This is a genomic window from Micromonospora sp. CNZ296, from assembly GCF_007827635.1.
Genome location: NZ_VISW01000006.1, coordinates 285772 through 310601, shown reverse-complemented (window position 1 = coordinate 310601; position 24830 = coordinate 285772). Strand labels below are relative to the sequence as shown.

The following is a 24830-nucleotide window of genomic DNA, read 5'->3' as shown; positions in this document are numbered from 1 at the left end:
TCGGGAAAGGGTGGGTGCGATGTTGATCACCACGCCCGCAGGGAGTCGGGAAGCCGTCATCGCGGCGTGCCGGCCGGTGCCCGAGGAACGACGTACCGTCACCGTCCTCTTCGTCGACATCGTCGGCTCGACCCGTCTGGTCGAGCGGCTCGACCCGGAGGACGTACGCGCGTTGCAGCGCGCCTACTTCGGCACCGTCGCCTCGGTGCTGCGCCGCTGGCGGGGCGTGGTGGAGAAGTACGTCGGCGACGCGGTGATGGCGCTGTTCGGCACGTCCGGTTCGGACGGTCTCGACGCGTACCGGGCGGTGCGGGCCGGGCTGGACATCCAGGCCGCGCTGGAGCGGCGGCGACCGGCCGGCATCCGGCTGCGCGTGCGGGTCGGCGTGGCGACCGGCGAGGTGCTGCTGGACCTGGCCGGGGTCCACGACGGCGGCCACGGCGCGGCCAGCGGCGCGGTGATCACCACGGCGGCCCGCCTCCAGGAGCACGCGCCGCCCGGCGGGGTCGTGGTCTGCCCGGTCACCCGCACCGCGGTGGCGGGGCTGGTCGAACAGCGTCCACTCGCCACCCTGACGCTGGCCGGCAAGGCCCTGCCGCTGGACGTGTGGCGGGTGACCGGGGCGGCCGGGAGCAGACCGGCCCGGCACCGCGTCCCGCTGGTGGGCCGCCGCCGGGAACTGGCCGGCGCGGCCGACGAGGTGACCCGGGCACTGCGCGAGCGCCGTCCCCGGTGGATCTCGCTGGTCGGGCCGCCGGGCAGCGGCCGCAGCCGGCTGCTGCACGAGGTGACCCGCGCCGTGTCGCACGTGGACGGTGTGCCGGTGCGCCGGCGGGTGACGGCCTGCCCGCCGTACCCGTGCGGGGAACTGGCGCCGCTGGCCGACCTGGTCCGTCCCCGGCCGGACGGCTCGGTCGCGGACGGCCCGGTCGCGGACGGCCCGGGCAGCGGCGTGCTCGCGGCGTTCCTCGCCGCACCGGACGACGACACGGTGGCGGCCCGCGCCGTGGTCGCCTGCCGCGAGGCGCTGCTCGGCCTGGCCGCCGACGCGCCGGTGGTGGTCGCGGTGGACGACCTGGACCGGGCCGCCCCGGCGCTGCGCCGGTTCCTGCACCAGCTCCACGTGGCCGCGGGTGAGCGGGGACTCCCGCTGGCGGTGGTCACCACGTGCGGCTCCGGCTCGGCCGACCCGCTGCCCACCCCGGCGCGGCGGATCCCGGTGGAGCCGCTGGGCCCGCTGGACACCGGGCGCCTGCTGCGGCACCTGCTCGACCGGGCCGGGCGGCCGGCCGCGCTCGCCGCGCGGCTGGTCGCGCTGGTCGGCGGCAGTCCGGCGGTCGCGACCGCGTACGCGTCCGCGGACCCGGCCGGCGAGCCGGGTGGCGTACCGGCCGCCGCGCGCCGCCTGGTGGACGCCCGGCTGGACCGGCTCGACGGTACGCACCGGGCGGTGCTGCTGGCCGGCGCCGCCCGGAGTGGCCCGGTCGTGGCCGCCTCGGTGGAGGCGATGCTCGGCTGGCCCGCCGGCCGGGCCGGGCCGGTGCTGCGGGCCCTGGCCGCCGCTGGGCTGCTCCGCCAGGTCACGGCGGACGGCTGGGCTGTTGACGCGCTGGTGGCGCGGGTGGCCGCGATGCGGCTGTCCCGTGCGGTACGCGCGGACTTCGCCCGCCGCCTGCGCGCCGCGAAGGACACCGCTGCCGGCCGTGTGCCGGCAGCGGGAACCGGCGTCCCGTCCCGGGGCGCCGGCGAGCGGGAGGTCTGCCCGCTCGGGGCGGGACGGTCGCGCCGGTCGGGTGGAGGGGCCCGACCGGCGCCCGTCCCGCCGGACCGGCCGGACGGGTCCGACGCGCTGTGTCCGGTGCCCGGGCAGCCGGGCCGGTCCGGCGCGCTCCGGGCGGTGCCCGCACGGCCGGGGCAGCCGGTGCGCGCCGGACCGGCGACGGGCGGCGCGACGGGGACCGTCGCGGATGCCGCGGAGTGGTCCCGGTGGCGGAACGGCCCGGCGTCCGCGGTCACGGCGTGGCCCGGGCAGCGGACCGATCCGTCACCAGCGGTCCCGGCACGGCAGGAGCGGCGGACCGGTCCGCCCGGGCGGGTGGGCCGGAACCGGCGAAGAACCGGGTCCGGCGGGCAGGCGCTCGGGCTGGCCGCATGACGTTCGGGTCGGAGCGGGCACGGGGCCACTCCGGCCCGGACGTCACCCGGCACGCAGGTGTGCGGGCGCGGGCCGGCGGGCCGGCGATCAGTCGCGGGCGATGGTGCGGCTGCGGCCCCGGAACTCGGCCACCACCTCGTCCCCGCGTCGCACGCTCACGTCGTAGATCCCGCTGCGGCCGTGCCGGACCCGCTCGGTGGCGTACGCCTCCAGCAGGTCGCCCTCGCGTACCGGGCGCAGGAAGCTGATCTCGCCGCCGGCCGCCACCGTGGCCGGGCCGTGGCTGTTGCACGCCAGCGCGAACGCGGTGTCGGCGAGCAGGAACACGAAGCCGCCGTGCCCGATCGCGTGCCCGTTGAGCATCGACGGGGTGACCCGCATCCGAGCGACCGCCGCGCCGTCACCGGCCGAGACGAGTTCGATGCCGAGCCCCTTGGACGCCACGTCGGCGTCGAACATGTCGTGCGCCGCCGTCCGGCCGCCGTCACCGCTCATCTCAGGACTCCCGCCGCTGGTCGACGATGCGGCGCATCTTGCCCATCGAGCGTTCCACCCCGTCCGGCTCGATCACCCGTACCGCCACTGACACCCCGATGGTGTTCTTGACCTGCTCGACCAGCGTCGCGCCGGCCCGCTCGGCCTCGTCGGCGGCGGCGCCCGCGCGCCGCTCCACGTGCACGGTGAGCGTGTCGAGCCGGCCCCGCCGGTCGAGCACGCACTGGAAGTGCGGCGACAGGGCCGGGGTACGCAGGATCAGCTCCTCGATCTGGGTCGGGAAGACGTTCACTCCCCGGACGATCATCATGTCGTCGGTACGCCCGGTGATCTTCTCGATCCGCCGCATCGGACGGGCGGTGCCGGGCAGCAGCCGGGTCAGGTCGCGGGTGCGGTAGCGGACCACCGGCATGGCCTCCTTGGTCAGCGAGGTCAGCACCAGCTCACCCCGCTCCCCGTCGGGCAGCACCTCCCCGGTGACCGGGTCGATGATCTCCGGATAGAAGTGGTCCTCCCACAGGTGCAGGCCGTCCTTGGTCTCCACGCACTCGACCGCCACACCCGGGCCCATCACCTCGGACAGGCCGTAGATGTCCAGCGCGTGCATGTCCAGGCGATGCTCCAGCTCGCGGCGCATGTCCTCGGTCCACGGCTCGGCGCCGAAGACGCCGACACGCAGCGAGGTGGCGCGCGGGTCGACGCCCTGGCGTTCCATCTCGTCCACGATGGCGAGCATGTAGCTGGGGGTCACCATGATGACCTCCGGCTCCAGGTCGCGGATCAGCATGACCTGGCGCTCGGTCATGCCGCCGGACACCGGGACGACCGTGCAGCCCAGTTCCTCGGCGCCGTAGTGCGCGCCGAGACCGCCGGTGAACAGCCCGTAGCCGTACGCGACGTGCACCCGGTCGCCGCGGCGGCCCCCGGCAGCCCGGATCGAGCGGGCCATGAGCTTCGCCCAGGTGTCCAGGTCGGCGCGGGTGTAGCCGACCACTGTGGGACGGCCGGTGGTGCCGGAGGAGGCGTGCAGCCGGGCGACACGCTCGCGGGGCACCGCGAACATGCCGAACGGGTAGTTCTCGCGCAGCTCCGCCTTCGCGGTGAACGGGAAGCGGGCCAGGTCGGCCAGCTCACGCAGGTCGCCGGGGTGGGCGCCGAGGGCGTCGAACGCGCGCCGGTAGTGGGGCACGTTGTCGTACGCGTGCCGCAGCGAGTGCCGCAGCCGGTCCAGTTGCAGCGCGCGCAGCTCGTCGACACCGATCCGCTCGACGGGATCCAGCTCGTCCGGACGGGGCGTGCGCTCCTCCACGGTGACCTCCTGGCACGACGGGCCCGGACGCCGCGCGCCGGGCGCTGCCGCCCACCGTACGCCCGCCTCCCCCTCCCCCGCTCTCTCCCCCGCGATCTTGCACTTGCCGCCCCTCGGATGCCGCGAATGTCCGGTCCGCCGGGGCGGAACCTGCAAGATCGCGGAGAGCGGAGGGCCGGGCGCGGGGGCAGGGTTATGCTCGCGGGTGCTGGTGGGAGGTGTTGTGTCCGATCCCCGCGTCGACCCGGACGTCGATCTGCGCGTACCGGCGGACCGGACGGAACTGTCCGCGCACCCGGCAGTCGTGCTCGGCGTGATCGCCGCCGGTGGCGTGTCCGGCGCGCTCGCACGGGCGGGCGCCCAGGCGGCGGTGCCGCACCAGCCCGGCGAGTTCCCGTGGGCCACGTTCTCCGTCAACGTGGTCGGGTGCCTGCTCATCGGCGTGCTGACGGCGGTGCTCGCCGCCCGCCCGGCCCACCCGCTGACCCGGCCGTTCCTCGGCGTCGGCGTGCTCGGCGGGTTCACCACGTTCTCCGCGTACGCGGTCGATGCGCAGCGCCTGCTGACCGACGGCGCGGCCGGCACGGCGGGCGTCTACCTGGCCGCGACTGTGCTCGGCGCGCTGGCGGCGGTCGCCACCGGGGACACGGTGACCGCCCGGCTGCTGGCCGCCCGCGACGGGAGCCGACGGTGACCGCCCGGAACGGGAGGCGACGGTGACAGTCCTGCTGATCGCGCTCGGCGCCGCGATCGGCGCGCCGCTGCGCTACCTGACCGACCGGGCGGTGCAGGCCCGGCACGGCTCACCGTTCCCGTGGGGCACGCTGACCGTCAACGTGGCCGGGTCGCTGCTGCTCGGCGGCCTGCTCGCGGCGCCCGTCGGCCCGGGCGTGACAGCGCTGGCCGGCACCGGCTTCTGCGGCGCGCTGACCACCTGGTCCACGCTCAGCTACGAGACGCTGCGCCTGGCCCGCACCGGGAAGCGCCACCTCGCGTACGCGAATGTGGCGCTCAGCGTGGTCGCGGGGCTCGGCGCGGCGTTCCTCGGCTACGTCCTCGTCACCGCGCTGAGCGGCTGACCGCGCCGGTCAGCCGGTCAGCGGGCCCGGCGCTCCGGGTGGGCCCGGTTCCACGCCCGCATCCGCTCCGGGTAGCCGGTGCGGGCCGCCTCGTACAGCGGCACCGCGTGCTTCTGGGCGATCCGGCCGGCGACGCGGGGCGAGCCGGTACGGCGGCGGATCCACTCGCCGTCGTCCGCGATGGCGACGACTGTGGTGTCGGTGGCCGTGGTCTCCGGTTCCAGGTAGAACTCGACCCCGCGCCGGCTGGTGACGAACGCCTCCAGCTGCGCCAGGTCCTCCTTGTTCGCCTCGCGGTCGAGCTTCGTGGGCGTCGTCGGGTCGGCGGCCCGGCGGCTGAACCAGCCCATGCCCGCCTCCTCTCCTCGCGTTCGCTCCAGTGCAGCACGCCCGCCTGGCAGGCGGCTGGGAGCGCGGTGGGAGTCGGCTGGACCGGCTCAGCCGACCTTCGCCGCCGGGGCACCGGCCTGCGCGTCCGGCGCGGTCGGGCGCTCCCGCAGCACCGGCACCAGCGCGAGCGTCGGCAGCAGGAGCAGCGGCACCACGCCGAGCGCGGACAGCACCCCGAAGTGGTCGCCGAGGAAGCCGAGCAGCGGCGGCCCGGCCAGGAAGGCGGTGTAACCGATCACCGCCACCACGCTCACCCGGGCCGGGGCCTTGTCCTCGTCGTCGGCGGCGGCGCTCATCCCGACCGGGAAGCCGAGCGAGGCGCCGAGTCCCCACAGCGCGACGCCGACCACGGCGAGCGGGCCGGACCCGGCCAGCACGGCCAGCGCCGCGCCGGCGGACGCCGTCGCGATGGTCGCGTACAGCACCGGCACCCGCCCCCACCTGTCGATGGCGACGGTGCCGACGGTACGGCCGAGCGTCATGCCCACCACGAACACGCCGAACACGGCGGCGCCGACGGCCTCGTCGACCCCGTACCCGTCCACGAACGCCACCGCGAGCCAGTCGTTGGCGCTGCCCTCGGTGAACGCCATGACCAGCACCAACAGCCCGACCAGCAGCGTGCGGGGCTCGCGCCAGGCGGCCAGCAGCGCCCGCCGCCGGGCCGCCGGCTCCCCGTCTCCGGCCGCCTCGGCAGGTGCGGCGAGGAACGCCCGGGCGCCGAGCAGCGTGCCGACCAGGACCAGCACGGACAGGACCGGCAGGTGCACCCCGACGGGTACGTCCAGCCGGGCGGCGCCGGCGCCCAGCCCGGCCCCGGCCACCGAGCCGAGGCTCCAGGCGGCGTGGAAGCGGGGAAGGATCGTGCGGCCGAGGCGCTTCTCCACCGCGGCGCCCTCGACGTTCATCGCCACGTCGCACAGGCCGGAGCCGAAGCCGAACGCGGCGAGCCCGAACCCGACCCCGACGACGGATCCGGCCAGGCTGGCGGCGAGACCGGCCCCGGTCAGGCCGAGCGTGACGAGCACCACCGACACGGCCACCGTGCGCGCGGGCCCGAGCCGCTGGGCGACCAGGCCGGCGGTCGGCATGGCCAGCAGCGAACCCGCCGACACGCAGAGCAGCAGCAGCCCGAGCCGGCTCGGGCTGAGGTCGAGCGCCTCGCGGGCCGCCGGAACCCGGGAGAACCAGCTCGCCACCGCGAGCCCGTTGAGGGCGAAGACGACGGCGACGCCGTTGCGGGCGGTCAGCACCGCCCGGGGCGCCGGTGGCCGCTTCCCGGCCGGCGCGTCGATGGTGCTGCTCACGGTGCGGTAGTCCCTTCCCCCGGCTGGTCCCGACGACAATCGCACACCTGAGAGCGCTACCACCACAAGCGCCGTTATGGCTTAGCTCATCCACGCCCGAGCAGGCATGATGCGGACATGGGAACGCCGACCACACGCCCCGCCACGCTCGACGACGTGGCCCGCGACGCCGGGGTGTCCCGGGCCACCGCCTCCCGGGTGCTCGGCGGCTACGGGTTCACCTCGACGGACGCCCGCGCCCGGGTGCGGGCCGCCGCCGAGCGCCTCGACTACGTGCCGGACCTCGCGGCCCGGGCGCTGGTGCGCGGAGCAGGCGTACGCCTGGTGGTGGCGGTGGTGGGCCGCGACGACACGGTGCTGGACGACCCGTACGTGCACCGGGTGGTGAGCGCGGCGTCGCGGGTGTGCGCTCCGCACGGCGTCGGCGTGGCCCTGGAGTGGCTGCCGCTGGCCGACCCGTCGGGGCTGACCCGGCTCGGCACGGACCGGGGCGTCTGCGGGGTGATCCTGGTCAACACGACCCAGGCGGCGCTGGACGCGGTGCCGCCGAGGCTGCGCGGCCGCGTCGCCTCGATCGGCCAGGGCTCGGCGACGGTACCGTCGTTCGACGTCGACAACGCCGGTGGCGCGGGCGAGGTGCTGCGTCATCTGTACGCCACCGGCCGGCGCCGCATCGTCATGGTCACCGGGCCGCGCTGGCTGAGCTGCGCCGAGCGTTCGGTCACCACGTACCGGGAGCTGATGCGGGAGTCGGGGTCGCCGGAGCGGCTGGTCACCGGCGACTTCACCACGGCACGGGGCGGCCGGGCGGCGCTGGAGGCGCTGCGCCGGTGGCCGGACGCCGACGCGGTCTACGCGGCCAGCGACGCCACCGCGTTCGGCGTGATCGCCGCGCTGCGCGGGCGCGGTGTGCGGGTGCCGCACGACGTGGCGGTGGCCGGGTTCGACGACCTGCCGTACGCGGCGATCAGCAGCCCGCCGCTGACCACCGCGACCCACCCGGTCGACCGGATCGCTGCCGCTGCGGCCACGGCCGTGCTGACGCGCGCGCCGGTCGCCCCGAGCACCGCGTTCCCGTCGACGCTGGTCACCCGGGAGAGCGCCTGAGCGCCGGTCACGGAGGAAGGAGGGGTCCGATGGGCGGAGTCATGACGTGGATGTACCGGGGCGGCCGGCCGAACCGGCTGGCCCGGATGATGAACGCGCTGTCGGCCTGGCAGTACGGCGCCGGCCTCGCCCCGCGGCACTGGGTGACCATGGAGGTGCCGGGCCGTCGCACCGGCCGGACCGTCTCGGTGCCGATCGTCGTCGCCGACCACGACGGCGAGCGTTACGTCGTGTCGATGCTGGGCGAGCGGGCCAACTGGGTGGCGAACGTGCGCGCCGCGGGTGGGCGGGTGGTGCTGCGTCGCCGCCGCCGCGAGCCGGTGCGGCTGGTCGAGGTGCCGGTGGCGCAGCGGCCACCGATCCTGCGCCGTCACCTGGCGCTCGCCCCGGGCGCACGGGCGCACGTGCCGGTGGACCGGCACGCCCCGCTCGCCGAGTTCGCAGGGGCCGCCGCGGGCATCCCGGTGTTCCGGGTCGTGGCGGCGGAGCCCTCGGCGCGGTGACCCGCCGCCGGGGTCGTCACCGGGGAACACGGCGGAACGGCGTCGCGACAATCCTTCAGAATATCGATCGCTCGCGTTTTCGAGGTCGTCCGAACGGGAGAGGGAGCCGGTAAGATCGGCGACAGAACGGCGACCGATCACGGACTGCCCGGCGACCGGAACCGGCTCACACTGAGCGCATGAATACGAGACTCCGCCGCAGCCGGGCATTCGGCCTCGCGGTGTGTCTCGCCCTCGTGGCGATATTGAGCGGCTGCATGCAGCTCAACCTCGGGCTGACCGTGAACGACGACGACACCGTCTCCGGTCAGCTCCTGCTCACCGCGCCGAAGTCCGTGCTCAAGCAGCGGAACCCGGACCCGGCGGTGGCGTTCGCCGAACTGCGGCCGAACATTCCCTCACTTCCACCCGGAGCGGAGACCCGGTACGAGGACACCACCTCGTACGGCATTCAGATCACGTACCGGAAAACGCCGCTGGCGCAATTCACGAGCGAAAGCGTGAATCTTGTCCGGGACGATGATCTCATTCGCTTCTCGCTTCCGCTGGACCCCAAGAAATACGGCGGCAAGTTCGGGCAGCAGGATCCGCGCCAGCAACAGGCGTTCATGACCTTGATGGAGTTCGAGATCTCGGTGACGTTCCCCGGCCGGGTGCTCGACACCAACGGCACGATCACCGGACGCTCGGTCAGCTGGAAGGTGGTCGCCAACCAGCCCAAGCCGGCCGAGTTGCGCGCCATCGCCCAGGCGCCCCCGCCGCCCGCCACCAGCCCGGCAGCAGTGGTGACCGGTGACGGCTCCTTCCCCTGGCTGCCGGTCGTCGCCGGCGCGGTCGTCCTGCTGCTGGTCGTCGCCGTGGTGGTCGTGCTCCTGCTGCGGCGCCGGGGCTCCCGCAGCGGCCCGGCCACGACGGCCACCACCGGTCCGGGCGCCCCCACCGGCCCGGGAGCGCCCGCCGGACCGGCACCCGCGGCCACCACGGGACCGAACGCGCCCGGCAACCCCGCCGCACCGGCGCCACCCGCCGGTCCGCCGGCCTGAGAACCCACCGACCACCGACGGCGCCCGCGCCGGCGGCCCACCAGCACACCGGGCGGAACCCGGGTTCACCGAACCCGGAAACCGCCGCACCACTCCACCCCGACCGCACCACCGCACCATCGGAAAAGGGGGATCGCCGTGAACGATCTCTTCACCTGGGCCGCCCTGGGCAGCCTCACCGGCGCCAGCGCCGCCACCCTGCTCGCCACGAACGTCATCGGCGGGCTGATCGGACCGAGCGGCGACAAGGCGCGCAAGTGGATCGCGCTGGGCATCGCGCTCCTGCTGTCCTACCTGACCGCCGCGTTCGCCGACGACGCCGGCCCGGAGAAGTGGATCATCGCGTTCTTCAACGGCCTGGTGATCTTCTCGGCCGCGCTCGGCGTCAACCAGCTCCCCCCTGGCAACCGGCAGGCGACGCAGGCGTCGCCCACCCAGCTCGCCCAGGGGCAGGAGCCCCGCTTCGTCCGCTCCTGGGTCTGAGAGAGGTGACCCCCATGATCTTCGGCATCCTCAGCGCGGCCGTCCAGGTCGTCTTCGGCGCCCTGCTCGGGCAGCTCGCCGCCGGCACCGTCGGCCTTCTCGTCGGCGCGGTCGTCGGCCTGCTCGTCGGCGCGCCGTTCGGCTGGGCGTCCGCCTCGGCCGGCACGTACGGCGCCGACCCGAAGGGGATCTTCCTCTTCGTGATCGACCACACGTGGAGCCTGCTCAACACGTTCGCCGGGGCGCTCTACCTGGCGCTGCACCTGGTCTTCGGTCACCAGCTCGACCGGGTCGTCTCGGCCGGCAGCGGCCGGGTCAACGTCGTCGAGGGCGTCTCCCCCCGGTACGCCACCACGATCGGCACCGTCTGCGCCGGGTCCAGCCCGGGCATCCAGCGGCACGAGGACGTGCACGTGTTCCAGGCCCGGCTGCTCGGCCCGTTCTACCTGCCGCTGGTGGCGCTCAACTACGCGCTGTTCACCATCGCACCGGTGTGGCTGCTCTGGCACGACCACACCAACGCGCCGATCAACCGGTTCACCCGCTACTTCGAGATCGGCGTCTACCCGCACGTGTGGAACGAGGCCATCGCGTACCGCATCCAGGGGACGCCACCGCGATGACCGGCGCGATCGAGGCGGCCGTCGCGGACGTCGCGAGCTGGCTGGCCGGGGCCGCGGGTGAACCCGTACCGGTCGGTCCGCCGCGCGACGACCCCGACGGCGGTCTCACGGTCTGGCCGCTGGAGCTGCGGCCGGCCCGGCAGACCGCGACCGGCGGCGCGACGCGCGAGCCGTACCGGTTCATGGTCCGCCTGCTGGTCTCCGGCGGCGGGCCGGCGGCGCTGCCCGCGCTGGACCGGGTGCTCGCCGCCGCCACCACGGCGGGCCGGCCGGAGCTGGTCCTGGCCGCCGGCGACCCGGCGCTGTGGCGGGCGCTGGGCGTGGCGCCCCGGCCCGCGCTGCTGCTGGACGCGCCGGCCCGGGTGGAACGGCCGGTCCCGGTCGCGCCGCCGGTACGGCAGCCGCTGCGGCTGCGGCAGCTCGGCATGCGCACGCTGCACGGGCGGGTGGTCGGTCCGCAGGACCAGCCGCTCGCAGCCGTCCGGGTGGAGCTGGTGGGCGCCGCCCAGGCCACCGAGACCGACGCCGCCGGCCGGTTCCGGCTGGCCGGCGTGCCGCACGACCCCGACGCGCCGGACGCCCCGGTGCGGATCCGGCTCACCGGCGCGGGGCGCGTCCACACCGCCGAGCTCGACCCCGAAGGCGACGGCCTGATCGTCGTCCGCGCCCCCGACTGACGTCCCGAGGAGGACCGATGCCCACCTACTTCTCCCCCGGCATCTACGTCGAGGAGGTGCCCAGCGGGGCCCGCCCGATCGGGCCGGTCGGCATGAGCACCGCCGCGTTCGTCGGGGTCGCGCCCGACCGCGGCGCCCACGTCGGCGAGGCGCTGGCGGTGAACAGCTGGACCGAGTTCCTGCGGCTCTACGCCGACGGCGAGCAACTGGAGAGCACCCCGCTGGCCCGCGCCGTGTTCGGCTTCCTGGACAACGGCGGCACCCGCTGCTGGGTCGTCAACGTCGGCGAGGGCGGCCGGCTCACCGGCACCGGCGGGCGGCGCGGCGGCCTGGAACTGCTGGAGGCCATCGACGAGATCTCCATCCTGGCCGCGCCCGGCTACCACGACCCGGTGTCGCACGAGGCCCTGATCAGCATGGCCGAGCGGCTGCGCACCATGGTCGCGATCTGCGACCCGCCGCCGGAGGTCACCGACGTCTCCCGGCTCACCCGCGTCGGCACGCCGGGCAAGCCGCCCAAGCCCGCGTCGGCCGGCTCGGCCGCGTCGTCCGACAAACCCGCCGAGGGTACGCCGGGCGACGGCGACGGCGAACCGCCCGGCACCGGCGGCGACCGGCCCCGGCAGTCGGACTTCGCCACCTTCTACTTCCCGTGGATCCGGGTCCGCGACCCGCTCAGCGGCGACCTCGTGCTCACCCCGCCGAGCGGGCACGTCGCCGGCATCTGGGCCCGCACCGACGCGCTGCGCGGCGTGCACAAGGCGCCCGCCAACGAGCCGGTACGCGGCGCGGTCGACCTCGCGTACCGGGTGACCCGGCCCGAGCACGACGTGCTCAACCCCAAGGGCGTCAACGTGATCCGCTTCTTCGCCGGGGAGGGCATCCGGCTGTGGGGCGCCCGTACGCTCGCCGCCGAAGCCAGCGAGTGGCGCTACCTGAACGTGCGGCGGCTGTCCATCTCCATCGAACAGGCCATCGCCAACGGCACCCGGTGGATGGTGTTCGAGCCGAACGACTTCACGCTGTGGCGCTCGATCCGCCGCGACATCGGGGCGTTCCTCACCCGGGTGTGGCGCGACGGCGCGCTGCTCGGCCGTACGCCCGAGGAGGCGTTCTTCGTCAAGTGCGACGAGGAGACCAACCCCGCCGACGTCCGCGACGCCGGAATGGTGGTGGCCCACATCGGCATCGCTGTGGTCAAGCCCGCGGAGTTCGTGGTGTTCAAGCTGAGCCAGTGGGCCGGCGGCACCGAGACCGAGACGATCGGAGGCTGACATGCCCACCACTGCGACGCCGCAGCCGGGAGCACCCGTCGACCCGTACCGGGCGTACCACTTCAAGCTGCTGATCAACGGCATCACCAACGGGCACTTCACCGAGGTCAGCGGCTTCGAGGTGGCGATTCCGGCGCTGTCGTACCGGGAGGCGGGCAACGAGCGCATCCGGGCCGTGCCGGGCCAGGTCGAGTACGCCCCGGTGACCCTCCACTTCGGCCTGACCAGCTCGCGCGAGCTGTGGGACTGGGTGAACGCGGCGGCGAAGGGCACAGTCAACCGGCGCAACGTGTCGGTGGTGCTGCTGGACCCGGCCGGCACCGCCGAGGTGCTGCGCTGGAACATGATCAACGCGTGGCCGACCCGGTGGCGGGGCGCGCACCTGAACACGCTGTCGCAGGAGATCGCCATCGAGGCGCTGACCCTGGCGTACGAGGGCCTGGAGCTGGAGGCCGGCGGTGCCGCCGCCCCGGCGACCGCGTGACCGGCTGGCCCGCGCGCTGCGGGCCACCGCCGACCGCCTGTCCGGACCGGGCTCACCGGACGCACCGTCCTCACCGGATTTCCCGGACTCTCTGGGCTCCCTGGGCTCTCCGGGTTCCCTGGGCTCCCTGGGCTCCCCGGGCTCCCCGGGCTCGCCGGGCTCTCCGGGCTCGCCGGCCGACGTGCTGCGCCCGCCCGGACAGCCGCCCGAGCACTGGCGACGGCTGGTGGAGGCGCACGCTCCGGGCCTCCTGCGCGACCTCCCCCGGCCCTCCGTCGAGCACGGACCTCTCACCGACCCGTCCGCGAACGCCGCCCCGGACCAGACGCCGGTGCGGCGGAGCCGGACGGCCCGGCACGCAGTGGTGCGGTTGTGGCGAGGCTGGACGGCGTTGTTGGCCGACCGCTTCGGCACATCCCGTTCCCGGACGCGCTCCCGCCACGAGGCCGATCCCGGTTCGCCGTCGAGATCTTGGTACGAAAGTGCCCCCATAGGGGCCGCTTCCTACCAAGATCTTCCGCAGCTCCTGGAAGGTGGGACGGGGATCTCGGGAGTTGAGAAGCCTGAGCCACGCGGTGCGGCGCTGCCGCGGCCGGGAGCGGCGGTCACGCGGGCAGGTGGTGGGGAGGGCGCGGCGGGGTCGGAGACCGCTCCGGCGATGGTGGACGCCCGATGCCGCTCGGGTGACGCGGTGCGGCCGGACGACGCCGGGTCACGTGAGAGCCCTTCGCCGTGCGGGTGCGTGACGTCAAGCGGTCCGGCCGGATCGCCGGGTCCGGCGAGATCGGCGTGCATCGCCGACGGCTCCGGGTCGCGGGACGCCCTCGGCACATCAGGCATCCGCGGCACACCGGCCACAGGCACCGGTGCCACAGCCACAGCCACCGAGACCACAGGGACCGCCGGCACCGGACGGACGGCAGAGGCAAGGACCGGCGCGCGCACCAGCGCAGACCCGGACGGCAGCCGTGACGCCATCGGATCGCCGGGCCGCGTCACGTCCGGCGACTCGGCCTCGCCGTCGACCTTTGAGCGGTGGCCCAGCCTCGGCGCGGGCCGGGTGGAGGCGCTCCGGAACCTCGCACAGATCCGCCGGGGCCGGGCACGGCACCGGAATGACGCCGCCGGGGCGGACCTGTCGCCCGATCGAGGCGACGTGCTCCCGCTCGTCTTCGCGGCTGCGCCACCGTCGTTGCCGCATGGACCGGCCGCACACACCAGGGGCGGTCGAACCGGGTCGGCGAACTGTCGCGGCGGGACCGGGGACGGATCCGTCGCCGACCACCCGGGACGGGCCGCCGGCTCGCCGTACCCGGATGGGCACGACCCGGCTCCCGGCGGCGAGCTCCGGGCGCGACAGTGGCAGCGACCCGCGCGGCCCCCGTCCGGCAGCCCGTGGCCGGTCCTGCCGGACGACGCCGGCCCGGCCCGGACGACGAACCCGGCCGACGCGGCCCGGGCGGCCGACGGCGGAGCACACGCGGATCCGTGGCCGGTGCTCCCGGCCGAACCGGCATGGCTTCCGACACCGACCCCGTGGGGTGACACGGTCCGGCTGGACCGGGAACAGGCGGGTGACTGATGGAGCGCGTCGCCTTCCTCGTGGACGAGTCAGGTACCCGGGTCGACTGCCTGCTCAACCCGGAGACCGTGCAGGTGACCCGGCTGGCCGGGGTACGCCCGCGCGGCGGACCGGACGGGCCGCTCACCGGCGCCGGGCTGGCCGACGACCCGCTCGTCTTCACCGGCGGCGGACGTACCGAGCTGGTGCTGGACCTGCTCTTCGACGTCGACTTCGTGGAGTCGCCGGCCCGGCCCGAGGACGTCCGTGCGCTGACCCGGCCGCTGTGGATGCTCGCCGAGAACTCGGCGGTCGAGCACGGCTGGCTGCGCCCGCCGCTGGTCCGCCTGGTCTGGGGCAAGACCTGGAACGTCCCGGGCGTGATCACGGCGATCGCGGAACGCTTCGACGCGTTCACCCTCACCGGTACGCCCCGGCGGTCCTGGCTGCGGTTGAAGCTGGTCCGGGTCGCGGAGGGCGCGGAGGCGGCGCGCGCCGGGTTCGAGGAGGAGCTGGCCGCGGCGAGCACACCCGCTGTCGCGCCCGGGTCGGCGGTGGTGGCCGCCGCCGACGGCGCGGCCGAGCCGGGCTGGTCCGGGGTGCGCTTCGACCTGCTCGCCCACGACGCGCTGGGCTCGCCGCTGCGCTGGCGGCTGCTCGCCGAGCACAACCGGATCACCGACCCGCTCACCGTGCCCGCGGGCACCGCGCTCGCCGTCCCCCCGGTCGGCGCCGCCACCGCCCCGCCGGATGCCGTCACCACGGGAGGCACCCCGTGACCCGCCACGCGACCAGTCCGACGCGGCAAGCGGCCATCGGGAGCAGGCCGTGAGCCGGGCCGCCCTCGTGACCGTGGACGGCCGGCCGCTGGCCGACCCGGCCCGGCTGCGCGGCATCCGCGTCGCCGCCCGGCTGGACCGGCCCGCGCAGTGCGAGCTGACGCTCACCGCCGCCCCCGGAGCGGGCCCGCTCGACCCGCCGGTACGCCCCGGCGCCACAGTCGACGTCCGCCTCGACGGGCAGTCGGAGGCGCTGTTCACCGGCGAGGTGACGGCAGTCGAGCGGGAGTACGCCGGTGACGGCGTCGCGCTGGCCCGGATCCGGGCGTACGACCCGCTGCACCGGCTGCGCAAGCGGCAGGAGCTGCGGGTGTTCGAGTCGGTGACCGCCGCCGAGCTGGCCGGTGAGCTGTGCGCCGGGCTCGGGTTGAGCGTGACGGCCGATGAGGACGGGCCGCGCCTGGACCGGCTGCTCCAGCACCGGCACACCGACCTGGACCTGCTGTGCGAGGTGGCCGGCCGGGCCGGGCTGCACCTGGGCGCCGACGGTGACCGGTTGCGGCTGTTCACGCTGGACGGGTACGGGGAGCCGCTGCCGTTGACGCTCGGCGAGACGGTGCACGCGTTGCGGGTCACCGAGAACCTGGACCGGGCGGGCGCGGAGTGCGCCGTCCTCGGCTGGCATCCGCAGCGCGCCGAGCCGCTGAGCCAGCGGGCGGACGAGGCGCGCAGCGGGCGGCGCATCCCGCTGCGCCCGGACCCGGGCGACGTCGGCGCGGACGGCGTACGCACGGCTGTGGACCAGCCGGGCCGCAGCGACGACGAGCTGGCCGCGCTGGCCCAGGCCGGACTGGACAGCCGGGTGGCGGCGATGGTCACCGCCGAGGGCACCGCGGAGGGCGACCCGGCGCTGCGGCCCGGCCGCCGGATCGCCCTCGCCGGCGTCCCGGACGCGCTGGCCGGGGTGTACGTGCTCACCGAGGTGGTGCACACGGTGGACGCCGACGGGCACCTGACCCGGTTCTCCACGGCGCCGCCCGGCCCACCGCCGACGGCCGCTCCCCCGGCGGCGACAGTCACGCTCGGCACCGTCACCGACATCGACGACCCGGACGGGCTGGGCCGGGCCCGCGTGGTGCTCCCGGCGTACGGCGATCTGGACGCCGGCTGGCTCGCGGTGCTGTGCCCGGGCGCGGGCCGGGGCAAGGGGATCGTCGCGCTGCCCGACCCGGACGACACCGTGCTGGTGGCGCTGCCCGGCGGCGAACCCGCCTCGGGCGTGGTGCTCGGTTCGCTGTTCGGCGCGGTCGAGCCGTACGACGCGGGGATCGTCTCCGGGCGCTCGCGCCGCTGGTCGATGCGGACCGGCACCGGGCAGTCCATCGTGATCGACGACGACGGGCGGACGCTTCGGCTGGCCACCGACGCGGGCAGCTTCGTCGAGCTGCGTCCCGAGCTGACCACCGTGCACGCGGCCGGTGACCTGGTGCTGTCCGCGCCCGGCCGGGCCGTCGTGGTGCGCGGCCGCACAGTCGACTTCCTGCACGCCCCGGCGGCCGAGGACGCCGAGACCGCCGCCGCGCAGGCCCGTACGCTCGCCCGTTCCGCCGGAGGTGGCTGATGCGCTGGATCCACCGCGACTCGCTGATCACCTGTGGACACGACGGGCGGGTGAAGAACCGCCCGTCGCAGGACTGGGTCACGGTCCGGGGCGTGCCGGTGCTGGTGCGGCCCGACCCGGAGGGGCGCGACATCACCGCCTGCCCGAACTACGGCCCGACGATCAAACCGTGCCTGCACACGCTGACCGTGACAGTGGGTTACAGCACGTGGGTGCGGGTGGACCGGCAGCCGGTGGTGCTGTCACACCTCGACGGCCTCACCGACGGCACCCCGCCGGGCACCGTGCACCACCAGGTCCGCGACGTGCGGCAGGGCTTCCTGGGGGCGGACGCGTGAGGGCCTTCCGCTTCGTCGGCGCCGGCTTCGACGCGGGCCGCGCCGGTGGTCTCGCGCTGACCGCCGCCGGCGGGCTCGCCATGACCGACGGCGACGAGACGGTACGCCAGGCGCTGTACCTGCTGCTGTCCACCACGCCCGGGGAGCGGCTGATGCGTCCCGGGTACGGGTCGCGGCTGCACCGGCTGGTCTTCGCGCCGAACGACGACACCACCGCCGGGCTGGCGATCCACTACGTGCGGCAGGCGATCCGGCGCTGGGAGCCCCGGGTCGAGGTGCTGGACGTGGACGCCGGTCCCGACCCGGACGACCCGTGGCGCCTGGTGATCCGGCTGGACTACCGGGTCCGGGCCAGCCTCTCCCCCGGCCAGCTGGTGTTCTCCGTCGACCTGCTCCCCGCCGACGAGGAACCCGGCGACACCCCCGACGAGGAGGGCACGTCATGACGCTGCCGGTGCCGCACCTGGACGACCGCGCCTTCCTCGACCTGGTCACCGAGGCGCGGGAACGCATCGCCCGGTCCTGCCCGGACTGGACGGACCTGTCCGCGCACGACCCCGGGATGGCGTTGCTGGAGGCGTTCGCCTACCTGACCGAGGTGATGATCTACCGGCTGAACCAGTTGCCGGAGAAGGCGTACGTCGCGTTCCTGAACCTGCTCGGCGTCACCCGGCACCCACCGGCGGCGGCCTGGGCCGACGTGCGCCTGACCCGCACCGGCCCGGACCGCGGCCCGGTGCGGGTGCCGGCCGGCACCCGGGTCGCCGCGGCGCGCGGCGCCGACCCCCGGCCGGTCGTCTTCGTGACCACCGAGCCGGCGGTGCTGCCCGCCGGGGAGACCACCACGACGGTACGCGTGCACCACTGCGAACCGGTCGAGGCGGAGCTGCTGGGCACCGGCACCGGGCAGCCCGGTCAGGTGTTCCGGGCCGCCCGCGCACCGCTGACCCGCACCACCGAGGCGCTCGATCTGCTGCTCGGCGTGGAGGTGCCGGCGGGCTCGGTGGAGTTGGGCGCCGCGGCCCGGGAGCACGAGGGCCGCACGTACGAGATCTGGCGGCCGGTGGACAGCTTCGCCGGTGTCGGGCCGCAGGCGAAGGTCTACCTGGTGGACCGGGCCTCCGGGGTGGTCACGTTCGCCCCGGCGCTGGACCTGCGCCCGGACACCGGAGCCGCCCCGGCCGTCGAGGGGGCGGCCGGGGCGACCACTGTGGCGGCGGTGCCGCCGGCCGGGCGGCAGGTGCGGCTCTGGTACCGCTGCGGCGGCGGGCCCGCCGGGAACGTGGCGGCGGGCGTGCTCACCAGCCTGCGCGACCCGCTGCCCGGGGTGAAGGTGGACAACCCTGAGCCGGCCACCGGCGGCCGGGACCTGGAGTCGCTGGAGTCGGTGCTGGCGCGCGGGCCGTACGAGTTCTTCGCCCAGCAGCGCGCGGTGACCGCCCGGGACTTCGAGATCCTCGCCACCGGTTCCGGGGCGGTGGCGCGGGCGCGGGCGTTCACACGGGCCGCCGTCTACAGCTTCGCCCGGCCCGGCGAGGTCGAGGTGGTGCTGGTGCCGTACGTGCCGGAGGCGGCCCGGCCCGGCGGACGGCTGCCGGTGGCGGTGCTGCGCGAGCACGAGGTGGAGGAGGCCCGCCGCCGGGTCGAGGCCGACCTGGAACGCCGCCGCGCCCTCGGTACGGCGGTGCGGGCGGGCTGGGCCCGGTACAAGGCGGTGTCCATCCAGGCGCGGGTGGTGGTGCGCCGCGAGGAGGACGTGGACGCGGTGCGCCGCCGCATCCACGACCGGCTGCACCAGACGCTCAGCCCGCTGCCCACGCCGCTGAACCCGGCCGGCTGGGCGTTCGGCGAGCCGCTGCGCGCCTCCAACGTGTACCGGATGCTGGAGCACGCCGAGCCGGGCGTGCGCTACGTCGAGTCGGTGCGGTTCGTGGTCGACGAGGCACCCGACGCGCGGGTTCGCACCGTGGCGGTGGACCAGTACCAGGCCGACACCTGGTACGCCGGCGGCGGCCCGGTGCTGTTCCGCTCCACGAACGCCGGCGCCGGCTGGGAACCGGCCGGCCGGTTCGACGACGAGACGGTGGTCCGGGTGGTGCCCGCGCCCGCCCCGGTACGCCCCGGCGTGGTCCCCCGGGCCGGTTCGGTGGCGGTGGTGACCACCCGCGACGCCGGTGGCTCCCGGGTCCGGCTGAGCACCGACCTGGGTGAGACGTGGACGCTGCTGACCGACCTCGACTCCGGCGTCCGCGACCTGGCCTGGATCGACCGGGACGGCACGGGCGCGCTGCTGCTGGCCACCGACAGCGGCCTGTACGAGGTGCCGCTGCTACCCGGCGCGGTGCCGTTGCAGATCCTGGTCGACCCGGCCGACGCGGACCGGGGCTTCTACGCGGTACGCGCGTTCGTCTCCGAGCGCGGCGCACCCGGGGTGGCGGTGGCCGCGCAGGCCGGATTCGGGGTCTACCTGTCCACAGCGGCCGGACGCCCCGGCACGTTCACCCACGTCGGCCTCGCCAACGTGGACAACCGGGTGCTCGCCGTGCAGTACGACGGCCCGGCCACGCTGCTGTGGTGCGGCGCGGGCGAGCCGGACCCGAAGAAGCCCGGCCAGGGCTGCCACCGGACCCGGCTGTTCGAGTCGGACGTGAAGTGGCAGTCGATGGCATCAGGCTGGATCGGCGGCACCTGCCGGGACCTGACGTTCAGCGGCCCGCTCGCGCTCGCCGCGACGCAGAGCGGCGGCGTGGTCCGGCTCGACACGCTCGCCGGGCAGCCGCAGTGGTCGCCGGTGATGGTCAACTGCGGCCTGCCGCTGCGGGACCGGACCCGGTTCGTCCCGGTCGACGCCATCGCCGCCACCGCGCCCACCGGCACGTCCGGGGCCGGACGGCTGGTGCTGGCCGGCGGCGAGCGCGGCGTGTTCCGCAGCGGCGACGGCGAGGACTGGACGGCGAGCGCCAACCAGGCCACCGCCGACGTGGTCACCGTCCCCGGCACCTGGCTGCTCTGCTCCGGCGAGCACGACATCGAGGTGGTGCGGCAGGATGCGCCGAGCGGCGATTGAGCGGCTGCTGCCGGCCGCGTACCAGCGGGCCGCCGGCCCGGGCAGCGTGCTGGGTGCGCTGCTGGACGTGATGGAGGCGCTGCACGCCCCGGACGAGGCGGTGCTCGCCGACGTCGACGCGCTGTTCGGGCCGTACCGGACGCCGGACGGGTTCGTCGCGTACCTGACCCGCTGGGTGGCGATGGATCATGTGGTCGCCGCACCCCGCGCCGACGCGCCGCTGCCGTTGCCGGCAGGCCGGTTACGGGACCTGGTGGCGCACGGCGCGCTGCTGGCCCGGTGGCGCGGCACCCCGTACGGCATGCGGACCGCGCTGGAACTGGCCACCGGCGTGACCGGGTTCGTGCTGGACGAGCCGCCCGAACGGCCGTTCCACCTCGTGGTGCGGGTGCCGCCGGCCGCCGCCGACCGGCTCGCGCTGGTCACCCGCATCGTCGAGGCGGAGAAACCGGCCGCGGTCACCGTCGAGGTGCTCGCCTCCCCGGTCGACGCGGAACCGGCCGATCCGGTCCCGGCCACCCCGAGCCCGCCCCCCGACTCCGGACCGCCCGAGCCGGACACCGCCGAGCCCGCCGCAGGGGTCGCTGCGGTGCGCGCGGTCGGCCGGGCGCACGTACCAGCACCCCTGCCCCACGATCCGCCCGAGGAGCCGTCATGACCACCGAATGGACAGTCGTCGCCGCCGCCGAACAGTTCACGCTGGACGCCCGCAACGCCGGCGAGCTGACGTTCACCGTGTCCAACCCGGGTACCGCGCCGGACACCGTCGTCTTCGACGTGGCGCCGGGCGAGGGCAGCCAGCGGGCCTGGTTCACGGTGGCCGAGCCGCAGCGGGTGGTGCCGGGGCAGGGCTCGGTGTCGTTCCTGGTCCGGCTCGCCGTGCCGCCCGGCACGCCGCCCCGGCGCTACGACATGACCGGGTTCGCGTACTCGGCCAACACCGCGCCGGAGGAGAGTTCCCGATCCAGCGGCCGGGTCACGTACGACGTGCGGGCCGTCGTACCCGCGAAGCGCGCGCCGTGGCCGTGGATCGCCGCCGCCGCGGCGCTGGTGCTGGTCGTGGCCGGGGTGGTGGCCTGGCTGGTGACCCGCGGCCCGGACACCCCGGCTCCGCCGCGCGCCGACGCGGTGACGGTGGAGGCGGAGACGCTCGTCTCCGGCGCGGCGGTGCAGTCCACCACCGGCGCGAAGGCGGAGGTGGTGGCGCAGGAGAACTGCTGCGACGTGGTGTGGTCCGGCGACGCGCAACTGTTCTTCCTGGGCCGGGGCGTGGGCGACCGGGTGACAGTGCAGGTGGACGTGCCGTCCGACGGCACCTGGCGGTTCTCCACCGTGCGCACCACCTCGTTCGACTACGCGAACACGATCTGGCTGGTCGACGGCCGGCAGGTCGGCGACACGTTCTTCGGGTTCAGCCCGACTGTGGTCCGCACCGACGAGGTGGACGTGGGCACCGTGGAGCTGACCCGCGGTCCGCACAAGCTGACGCTCGTGGCGGTGAGCAAGACGCAGGGCACCGACAGGTACTTCGCGGGCGTGGACGAGATCCGCTTCACGCCCGTCGTCCGGCCGTGAGCGCGAGGAGTGAGCCGGTGTTGCGAGCCCCGCAGTCGCGAACCGGGACGGCAACGTGAGCGGGCGGCAGAAGGTGCTGCTGGTGGCCGTGGCCGTGCTGCTGGTGGCGCTGTACGTGGTGGCGGTCGCCGGGCGCCGCGACGACCCGGGCGACCCGGGGGCCGGGCCGGGCGCGCTGGCCCGGCTCGGGCGCGGGTCCGGAACTGTGGACCCGGCGACGGTGGCCGTGACCTGCCTGCCGCCGGCCGCCGAACCGGCCACCACCGCCGACGGGGTGACGCTCGCCTTCGGCACCGCGTGCCGGCTGCGGGTGGCCGACCCGGGCGCGCTGCGCACGCTGGTGCTGCGCGGTACGACGCCGTTCGAGGTGACCGCCCGAGCACCCGGCGACGCGGACGTCACAGTCACCGACGAGGTCGCCCCGGACGCGGACGGCCCGGCGGTGGCGAAGGTGGCTGTGGACCGGGAGACCGAGGTGCTCCTGCGCTGTCCGGGAGGTGGCGGATGTTCGGTCACGCTGGCCCGGTCCTGACCGGGACGGAGACGCGGCATGGGTGAGTTGCGCAAGCCGTTCCTGCTGCTGGCCCTGCTCGCGGTGGCGCTCGTGGTCGGCGTGGAGCTGGGCGCGGCGGCGCTGACCGGCGGTGGGGACGCCAGTGGCGCGCTTCGGGACAGCGCCGGCCGGCTCGGCGTCGAGCTGGGTGACGTCGGCGCGGTGTCCGAGCCGTCCGGGCGCGGCATCGGCTACCTGGCGCTGATCGACGTGGTGGCGCTCTGGACGACCGGGCTGTTCTGCCTGAGCCTGGTGCTGCCGGACCGGATGCAGGGCCGGGTGCAGGGCGTGGCCACGCTCGTCTTCTCGATCGTGCTGCTGCTGGTGTCGCTGGTCCTGCTGATCGTCGCGTTCGTCGAACTGACGGTGATGGTCTCGCTGTTCCTGGCCCCGCCGTTCGGCACGCTGGCGTACCTCGCGGTGTGGGGGTTCTTCCCGGTCGACGACGCGGCGGTGCTGCTCGGGCTGGCGCTGCTGCTCAAACTGGTCTGGGTCGCGCTGCTGCTCGCCGCCCAGCCCCGGTTCCTGCGCAACAAAGGCCTCGTCGCGCTGGCGCTGACCACGCTGCTGTGCACTGTGGTGTTGCAGTTCCTGCACGGCCTGGTGCCGGTGATCCTGGTCAGCATCCTCGACGACCTGGGCGCCGTGGTGTTCGCCGTGGTGGCGCTGATCTGGGCGCTGGTGCTGCTGATCGGGTCGATCCCGGCGATCGTCAAGGCGATCCGGACCACCGCCACCACGTCCGGCCGTACCGTCACGTGATAGCGCCGCCGGCGGCGAGCGTGGCCAGGCGGGGCAGCTGCTCCGGGTCGGTCAGCGCCGACCCGACCGCCACCACGCGCGCCCCGGCGGCGAGGAAGTCACCCGCGTTGCCGGCGTCGACGCCGCCGGTGGCCACGAACCGGGCCTCCGGCAGCGGCCCGGCCACCGCCCGGAACCAGGCCGGGCCGAGGCTGACCGCCGGGAACGCCTTGAGCCACACCAGGCCGTGGTCGAGCGCCCGCTGCGCCTCGGTCGGGGTGGCCACGCCGGGCAGGTGCGGCACGCCGAGACCGGCCGCCGCGTCGGCGACGGCCAGGTCCAGGCCGGGCGCCACTGTGAACGCCGCCCCGGCGGCCACCGCGTCGTGGACCTGCGCCGGGGTACGCACAGTGCCCGCGCCGACGATCCGGCCCCGCCGACGCCCGGCTGTCACGGCGGCGTGCAGCGCCGGCACCGCTTCCGGGGTACGGATGGGCACCTCCACCACGTCGATGCCGAGATCCCAGGCCAGTTCCGCCAGCCGGACCGTCTCCCCGGGCGGCAGGTCGCGCAGGATCACCATCACCCGCGCGCCGCCGAACAGGGCCTCGAAGTCGTGCCCGCTCATCTCCCGCTCCCTCCCCTGACCTGCATCGACGCCTGCTCAGTCCACGCCGCGTCCGGCAGCGCCAGCGCCTGCGCGATCGTCTCCGCGTCCGGTGGCGGCGCGGTGTCGCCCGGCACGGTCAGCACCGGCGCGGCGGTCAGGTGGCCCAGCCGCAGGCAGGCTCGCAGGTCGAGGCCGCGCAGCAGCCCGGAGAGGAACCCGGCGGCGAACGCGTCACCCGCGCCGACCGGCTCCACCACGTCCACCGGCAACGCCGGCACGAACACCGCCGGTCCGGTACGCGGCAGCGCTGTCGCGCCGACCGGCCCGTCCTTGACCACCACCAGCTCCGGGCCGGGCAGCAGCGCACGGACAGCGGCCGGATCGCCCGCCGACCAGAGGGTGGTCGCCTCGTCCAGACCGACCAGCACCACGTCGGCGCGGTCGGCCAGGTCACGCAGGACCGGTCCGGCCCGGCCGGCGGGCCAGAGCGCCGGCCGGTGGTTCACGTCGAAGCTGACCCGGGCACCGGGCAGCGCCCGCCCGTCCAGCGCTGATACGAGCAGGTCACGGCAGGTGCCGGAGAGCGCGGCGGTGATCCCGGACAGGTGCAGCAGCCGTGCCCCGGCCAGCGCGGGACGCCCGAGGTCGTGCGCATCGAGGCGGCTCGCTGCCGACCCGGCGCGGTGGTAGTGGACGCGGGTACCGTCCGGGCCGGGATCCTTCAGGTAGAGGCCGGTCGGCGCGTCCGGATCGACGGTGACCGGGGAGACGTCCACGCCCGCGGCGGCGACCTCGGCCACCACCCGCCGCCCGAACGGGTCGTCGCCGACCCGGCTGACCCACGCCGCGCGGTGCCCGAGCCGGGCCAGCCCGGCCGCCACGTTGGACTCCGCGCCGCCCACGCCGACAGTCAGCCGCGCGGCGTCCTCCAGCGACCCGCCGCCGTCAGGGGCGAGCACCACCATCGTCTCCCCCACGCAGACCACCTCCGGCCCGCCCCCGGCCGCGACCGCGGTACCGGAGGCACGCGGCTCGCTCCCCGCGCTCACCGTGGGG

At 75.6% G+C, this 24830-nt stretch carries 26 protein-coding genes; 20 read left to right on the top strand and 6 right to left on the bottom strand.

Features of this window, described 5'->3' with window-relative positions; all coding sequences use genetic code 11:
- Positions 1 to 19: 19 nt before the first annotated feature.
- Positions 20 to 2155: an adenylate/guanylate cyclase domain-containing protein gene (locus FB455_RS13255; RefSeq protein WP_145753537.1), complete on the top strand. Its 2136-nt coding sequence runs from the start codon at positions 20 to 22 to the stop codon at positions 2153 to 2155.
- Between the two features lie 87 nt (positions 2156 to 2242).
- On the opposite strand, the gene paaI is transcribed toward FB455_RS13255, so the two are convergent.
- Both paaI and paaK read right to left on the bottom strand, forming a co-directional pair.
- Complete coding sequence (gene paaI / locus FB455_RS13250) at positions 2243 to 2650, bottom strand: hydroxyphenylacetyl-CoA thioesterase PaaI (protein WP_013286666.1); 408 nt, start codon at positions 2648 to 2650, stop codon at positions 2243 to 2245.
- A gap of 1 nt (position 2651) precedes the next feature.
- Positions 2652 to 3959, bottom strand: a complete 1308-nt coding sequence (paaK, locus tag FB455_RS13245; RefSeq protein ID WP_145753535.1) for a phenylacetate--CoA ligase PaaK — start codon at positions 3957 to 3959, stop codon at positions 2652 to 2654.
- Positions 3960 to 4182: 223 nt separating this feature from the next.
- Between paaK and FB455_RS13240 the strand changes: the two genes are divergently transcribed.
- Complete coding sequence (locus FB455_RS13240) at positions 4183 to 4653, top strand: FluC/FEX family fluoride channel (protein ID WP_145753533.1); 471 nt, start codon at positions 4183 to 4185, stop codon at positions 4651 to 4653.
- A 22-nt stretch (positions 4654 to 4675) separates the two neighbouring features.
- Positions 4676 to 5038 (top strand): fluoride efflux transporter FluC, encoded by a 363-nt coding sequence (locus FB455_RS13235; RefSeq protein WP_013286669.1) that lies wholly within the window; start codon positions 4676 to 4678, stop codon positions 5036 to 5038.
- Between the two features lie 17 nt (positions 5039 to 5055).
- Here FB455_RS13235 and FB455_RS13230 read toward each other — a convergent pair whose 3' ends face one another.
- Positions 5056 to 5388 carry a hypothetical protein gene (locus tag FB455_RS13230; RefSeq protein ID WP_013476546.1) on the bottom strand — a complete coding sequence of 111 codons (333 nt, stop codon included), beginning with the start codon at positions 5386 to 5388 and terminating at the stop codon, positions 5056 to 5058.
- 87 nt (positions 5389 to 5475) lie between these two features.
- The gene (locus tag FB455_RS13225) at positions 5476 to 6735 is read right to left on the bottom strand and encodes an MFS transporter (RefSeq protein WP_145753530.1); all 1260 of its coding nucleotides are present in this window, start codon (positions 6733 to 6735) and stop codon (positions 5476 to 5478) included.
- 117 nt (positions 6736 to 6852) lie between these two features.
- Between FB455_RS13225 and FB455_RS13220 the strand changes: the two genes are divergently transcribed.
- From FB455_RS13220 to FB455_RS13135, 17 genes are all read left to right on the top strand, one after another.
- Complete coding sequence (locus tag FB455_RS13220; protein WP_013286672.1) at positions 6853 to 7842, top strand: LacI family DNA-binding transcriptional regulator; 990 nt, start codon at positions 6853 to 6855, stop codon at positions 7840 to 7842.
- Between the two features lie 29 nt (positions 7843 to 7871).
- On the top strand, positions 7872 to 8345 hold the full coding sequence (locus tag FB455_RS13215) for a nitroreductase/quinone reductase family protein (protein WP_013286673.1): 474 nt from the start codon (positions 7872 to 7874) through the stop codon (positions 8343 to 8345).
- Between the two features lie 179 nt (positions 8346 to 8524).
- A complete protein-coding gene (locus tag FB455_RS13210) occupies positions 8525 to 9388 on the top strand; it encodes an LppM family (lipo)protein (RefSeq protein ID WP_232236596.1) in 864 nt (287 codons plus the stop codon).
- Between the two features lie 138 nt (positions 9389 to 9526).
- Positions 9527 to 9871 (top strand): hypothetical protein, encoded by a 345-nt coding sequence (locus FB455_RS13205; RefSeq protein ID WP_013476543.1) that lies wholly within the window; start codon positions 9527 to 9529, stop codon positions 9869 to 9871.
- Between the two features lie 14 nt (positions 9872 to 9885).
- Positions 9886 to 10494 carry a glycine zipper family protein gene (locus FB455_RS13200; protein WP_030268646.1) on the top strand — a complete coding sequence of 203 codons (609 nt, stop codon included), beginning with the start codon at positions 9886 to 9888 and terminating at the stop codon, positions 10492 to 10494.
- A complete protein-coding gene (locus FB455_RS13195) occupies positions 10491 to 11171 on the top strand; it encodes a carboxypeptidase-like regulatory domain-containing protein (RefSeq protein ID WP_030268644.1) in 681 nt (226 codons plus the stop codon). Before FB455_RS13200 ends, FB455_RS13195 begins: the two co-directional genes overlap by 4 nt.
- A 17-nt stretch (positions 11172 to 11188) precedes the next feature.
- Positions 11189 to 12445 carry a phage tail sheath family protein gene (locus FB455_RS13190; RefSeq protein WP_013286678.1) on the top strand — a complete coding sequence of 419 codons (1257 nt, stop codon included), beginning with the start codon at positions 11189 to 11191 and terminating at the stop codon, positions 12443 to 12445.
- 1 nt (position 12446) lies between these two features.
- Positions 12447 to 12929 carry a phage tail protein gene (locus FB455_RS13185; protein WP_013286679.1) on the top strand — a complete coding sequence of 161 codons (483 nt, stop codon included), beginning with the start codon at positions 12447 to 12449 and terminating at the stop codon, positions 12927 to 12929.
- Positions 12930 to 14510: 1581 nt separating this feature from the next.
- Positions 14511 to 15269, top strand: a complete 759-nt coding sequence (locus FB455_RS13175) for a CIS tube protein (RefSeq protein WP_013286681.1) — start codon at positions 14511 to 14513, stop codon at positions 15267 to 15269.
- Positions 15270 to 15318: 49 nt separating this feature from the next.
- Positions 15319 to 16890 carry a contractile injection system protein, VgrG/Pvc8 family gene (locus FB455_RS13170; RefSeq protein ID WP_145753528.1) on the top strand — a complete coding sequence of 524 codons (1572 nt, stop codon included), beginning with the start codon at positions 15319 to 15321 and terminating at the stop codon, positions 16888 to 16890.
- The gene (locus FB455_RS13165) at positions 16890 to 17228 is read left to right on the top strand and encodes a hypothetical protein (protein WP_013286683.1); all 339 of its coding nucleotides are present in this window, start codon (positions 16890 to 16892) and stop codon (positions 17226 to 17228) included. The genes FB455_RS13170 and FB455_RS13165 overlap by 1 nt, the downstream gene beginning before the upstream one ends.
- Positions 17225 to 17674 carry a GPW/gp25 family protein gene (locus FB455_RS13160; protein WP_091327331.1) on the top strand — a complete coding sequence of 150 codons (450 nt, stop codon included), beginning with the start codon at positions 17225 to 17227 and terminating at the stop codon, positions 17672 to 17674. Before FB455_RS13165 ends, FB455_RS13160 begins: the two co-directional genes overlap by 4 nt.
- Positions 17671 to 20295, top strand: a complete 2625-nt coding sequence (locus tag FB455_RS13155) for a putative baseplate assembly protein (RefSeq protein WP_145753526.1) — start codon at positions 17671 to 17673, stop codon at positions 20293 to 20295. Before FB455_RS13160 ends, FB455_RS13155 begins: the two co-directional genes overlap by 4 nt.
- On the top strand, positions 20276 to 20953 hold the full coding sequence (locus FB455_RS13150) for a phage tail protein (protein WP_145753524.1): 678 nt from the start codon (positions 20276 to 20278) through the stop codon (positions 20951 to 20953). The genes FB455_RS13155 and FB455_RS13150 overlap by 20 nt, the downstream gene beginning before the upstream one ends.
- Entirely contained in the window at positions 20950 to 21870 is a 921-nt protein-coding gene (locus FB455_RS13145; protein ID WP_145753522.1) for a carbohydrate-binding protein, read from the top strand. Before FB455_RS13150 ends, FB455_RS13145 begins: the two co-directional genes overlap by 4 nt.
- Positions 21871 to 21925: 55 nt before the next feature.
- Positions 21926 to 22402 carry a hypothetical protein gene (locus tag FB455_RS13140; protein ID WP_013286688.1) on the top strand — a complete coding sequence of 159 codons (477 nt, stop codon included), beginning with the start codon at positions 21926 to 21928 and terminating at the stop codon, positions 22400 to 22402.
- Positions 22403 to 22420: 18 nt separating this feature from the next.
- Positions 22421 to 23185 (top strand): hypothetical protein, encoded by a 765-nt coding sequence (locus FB455_RS13135; protein WP_013476532.1) that lies wholly within the window; start codon positions 22421 to 22423, stop codon positions 23183 to 23185.
- Here the strand turns inward: FB455_RS13135 and FB455_RS13130 are convergent.
- On the bottom strand, positions 23178 to 23792 hold the full coding sequence (locus tag FB455_RS13130; protein WP_071094746.1) for a bifunctional 4-hydroxy-2-oxoglutarate aldolase/2-dehydro-3-deoxy-phosphogluconate aldolase: 615 nt from the start codon (positions 23790 to 23792) through the stop codon (positions 23178 to 23180). The genes FB455_RS13135 and FB455_RS13130 overlap by 8 nt on opposite strands.
- Entirely contained in the window at positions 23789 to 24751 is a 963-nt protein-coding gene (locus FB455_RS13125) for a sugar kinase (protein WP_486481532.1), read from the bottom strand. Before FB455_RS13125 ends, FB455_RS13130 begins: the two co-directional genes overlap by 4 nt.
- Between the last annotated feature and the right edge of the window lie 79 nt (positions 24752 to 24830).

Excerpts from the sequence above, each read along its gene's own strand:
- FB455_RS13175 (WP_013286681.1), top strand. The coding sequence starts at position 14,511 with ATGGAGCGCGTCGCCTTCCTCGTGGACGAGTCAGGTACCCGGGTCGAC.
- FB455_RS13155 (WP_145753526.1), top strand. The coding sequence starts at position 17,671 with ATGACGCTGCCGGTGCCGCACCTGGACGACCGCGCCTTCCTCGACCTG.
- FB455_RS13195 (WP_030268644.1), top strand. The coding sequence starts at position 10,491 with ATGACCGGCGCGATCGAGGCGGCCGTCGCGGACGTCGCGAGCTGGCTG.
- FB455_RS13200 (WP_030268646.1), top strand. The coding sequence starts at position 9,886 with ATGATCTTCGGCATCCTCAGCGCGGCCGTCCAGGTCGTCTTCGGCGCC.
- FB455_RS13130 (WP_071094746.1), bottom strand. The coding sequence starts at position 23,792 with ATGAGCGGGCACGACTTCGAGGCCCTGTTCGGCGGCGCGCGGGTGATG.
- FB455_RS13230 (WP_013476546.1), bottom strand. The coding sequence starts at position 5,388 with ATGGGCTGGTTCAGCCGCCGGGCCGCCGACCCGACGACGCCCACGAAG.
- FB455_RS13135 (WP_013476532.1), top strand. The coding sequence starts at position 22,421 with ATGGGTGAGTTGCGCAAGCCGTTCCTGCTGCTGGCCCTGCTCGCGGTG.
- FB455_RS13220 (WP_013286672.1), top strand. The coding sequence starts at position 6,853 with ATGGGAACGCCGACCACACGCCCCGCCACGCTCGACGACGTGGCCCGC.
- FB455_RS13150 (WP_145753524.1), top strand. The coding sequence starts at position 20,276 with ATGCGCCGAGCGGCGATTGAGCGGCTGCTGCCGGCCGCGTACCAGCGG.
- paaI (WP_013286666.1), bottom strand. The coding sequence starts at position 2,650 with ATGAGCGGTGACGGCGGCCGGACGGCGGCGCACGACATGTTCGACGCC.
- FB455_RS13255 (WP_145753537.1), top strand. The coding sequence starts at position 20 with ATGTTGATCACCACGCCCGCAGGGAGTCGGGAAGCCGTCATCGCGGCG.
- FB455_RS13145 (WP_145753522.1), top strand. The coding sequence starts at position 20,950 with ATGACCACCGAATGGACAGTCGTCGCCGCCGCCGAACAGTTCACGCTG.
- FB455_RS13165 (WP_013286683.1), top strand. The coding sequence starts at position 16,890 with ATGCGCTGGATCCACCGCGACTCGCTGATCACCTGTGGACACGACGGG.
- FB455_RS13210 (WP_232236596.1), top strand. The coding sequence starts at position 8,525 with ATGAATACGAGACTCCGCCGCAGCCGGGCATTCGGCCTCGCGGTGTGT.
- FB455_RS13215 (WP_013286673.1), top strand. The coding sequence starts at position 7,872 with ATGGGCGGAGTCATGACGTGGATGTACCGGGGCGGCCGGCCGAACCGG.
- FB455_RS13185 (WP_013286679.1), top strand. The coding sequence starts at position 12,447 with ATGCCCACCACTGCGACGCCGCAGCCGGGAGCACCCGTCGACCCGTAC.
- FB455_RS13190 (WP_013286678.1), top strand. The coding sequence starts at position 11,189 with ATGCCCACCTACTTCTCCCCCGGCATCTACGTCGAGGAGGTGCCCAGC.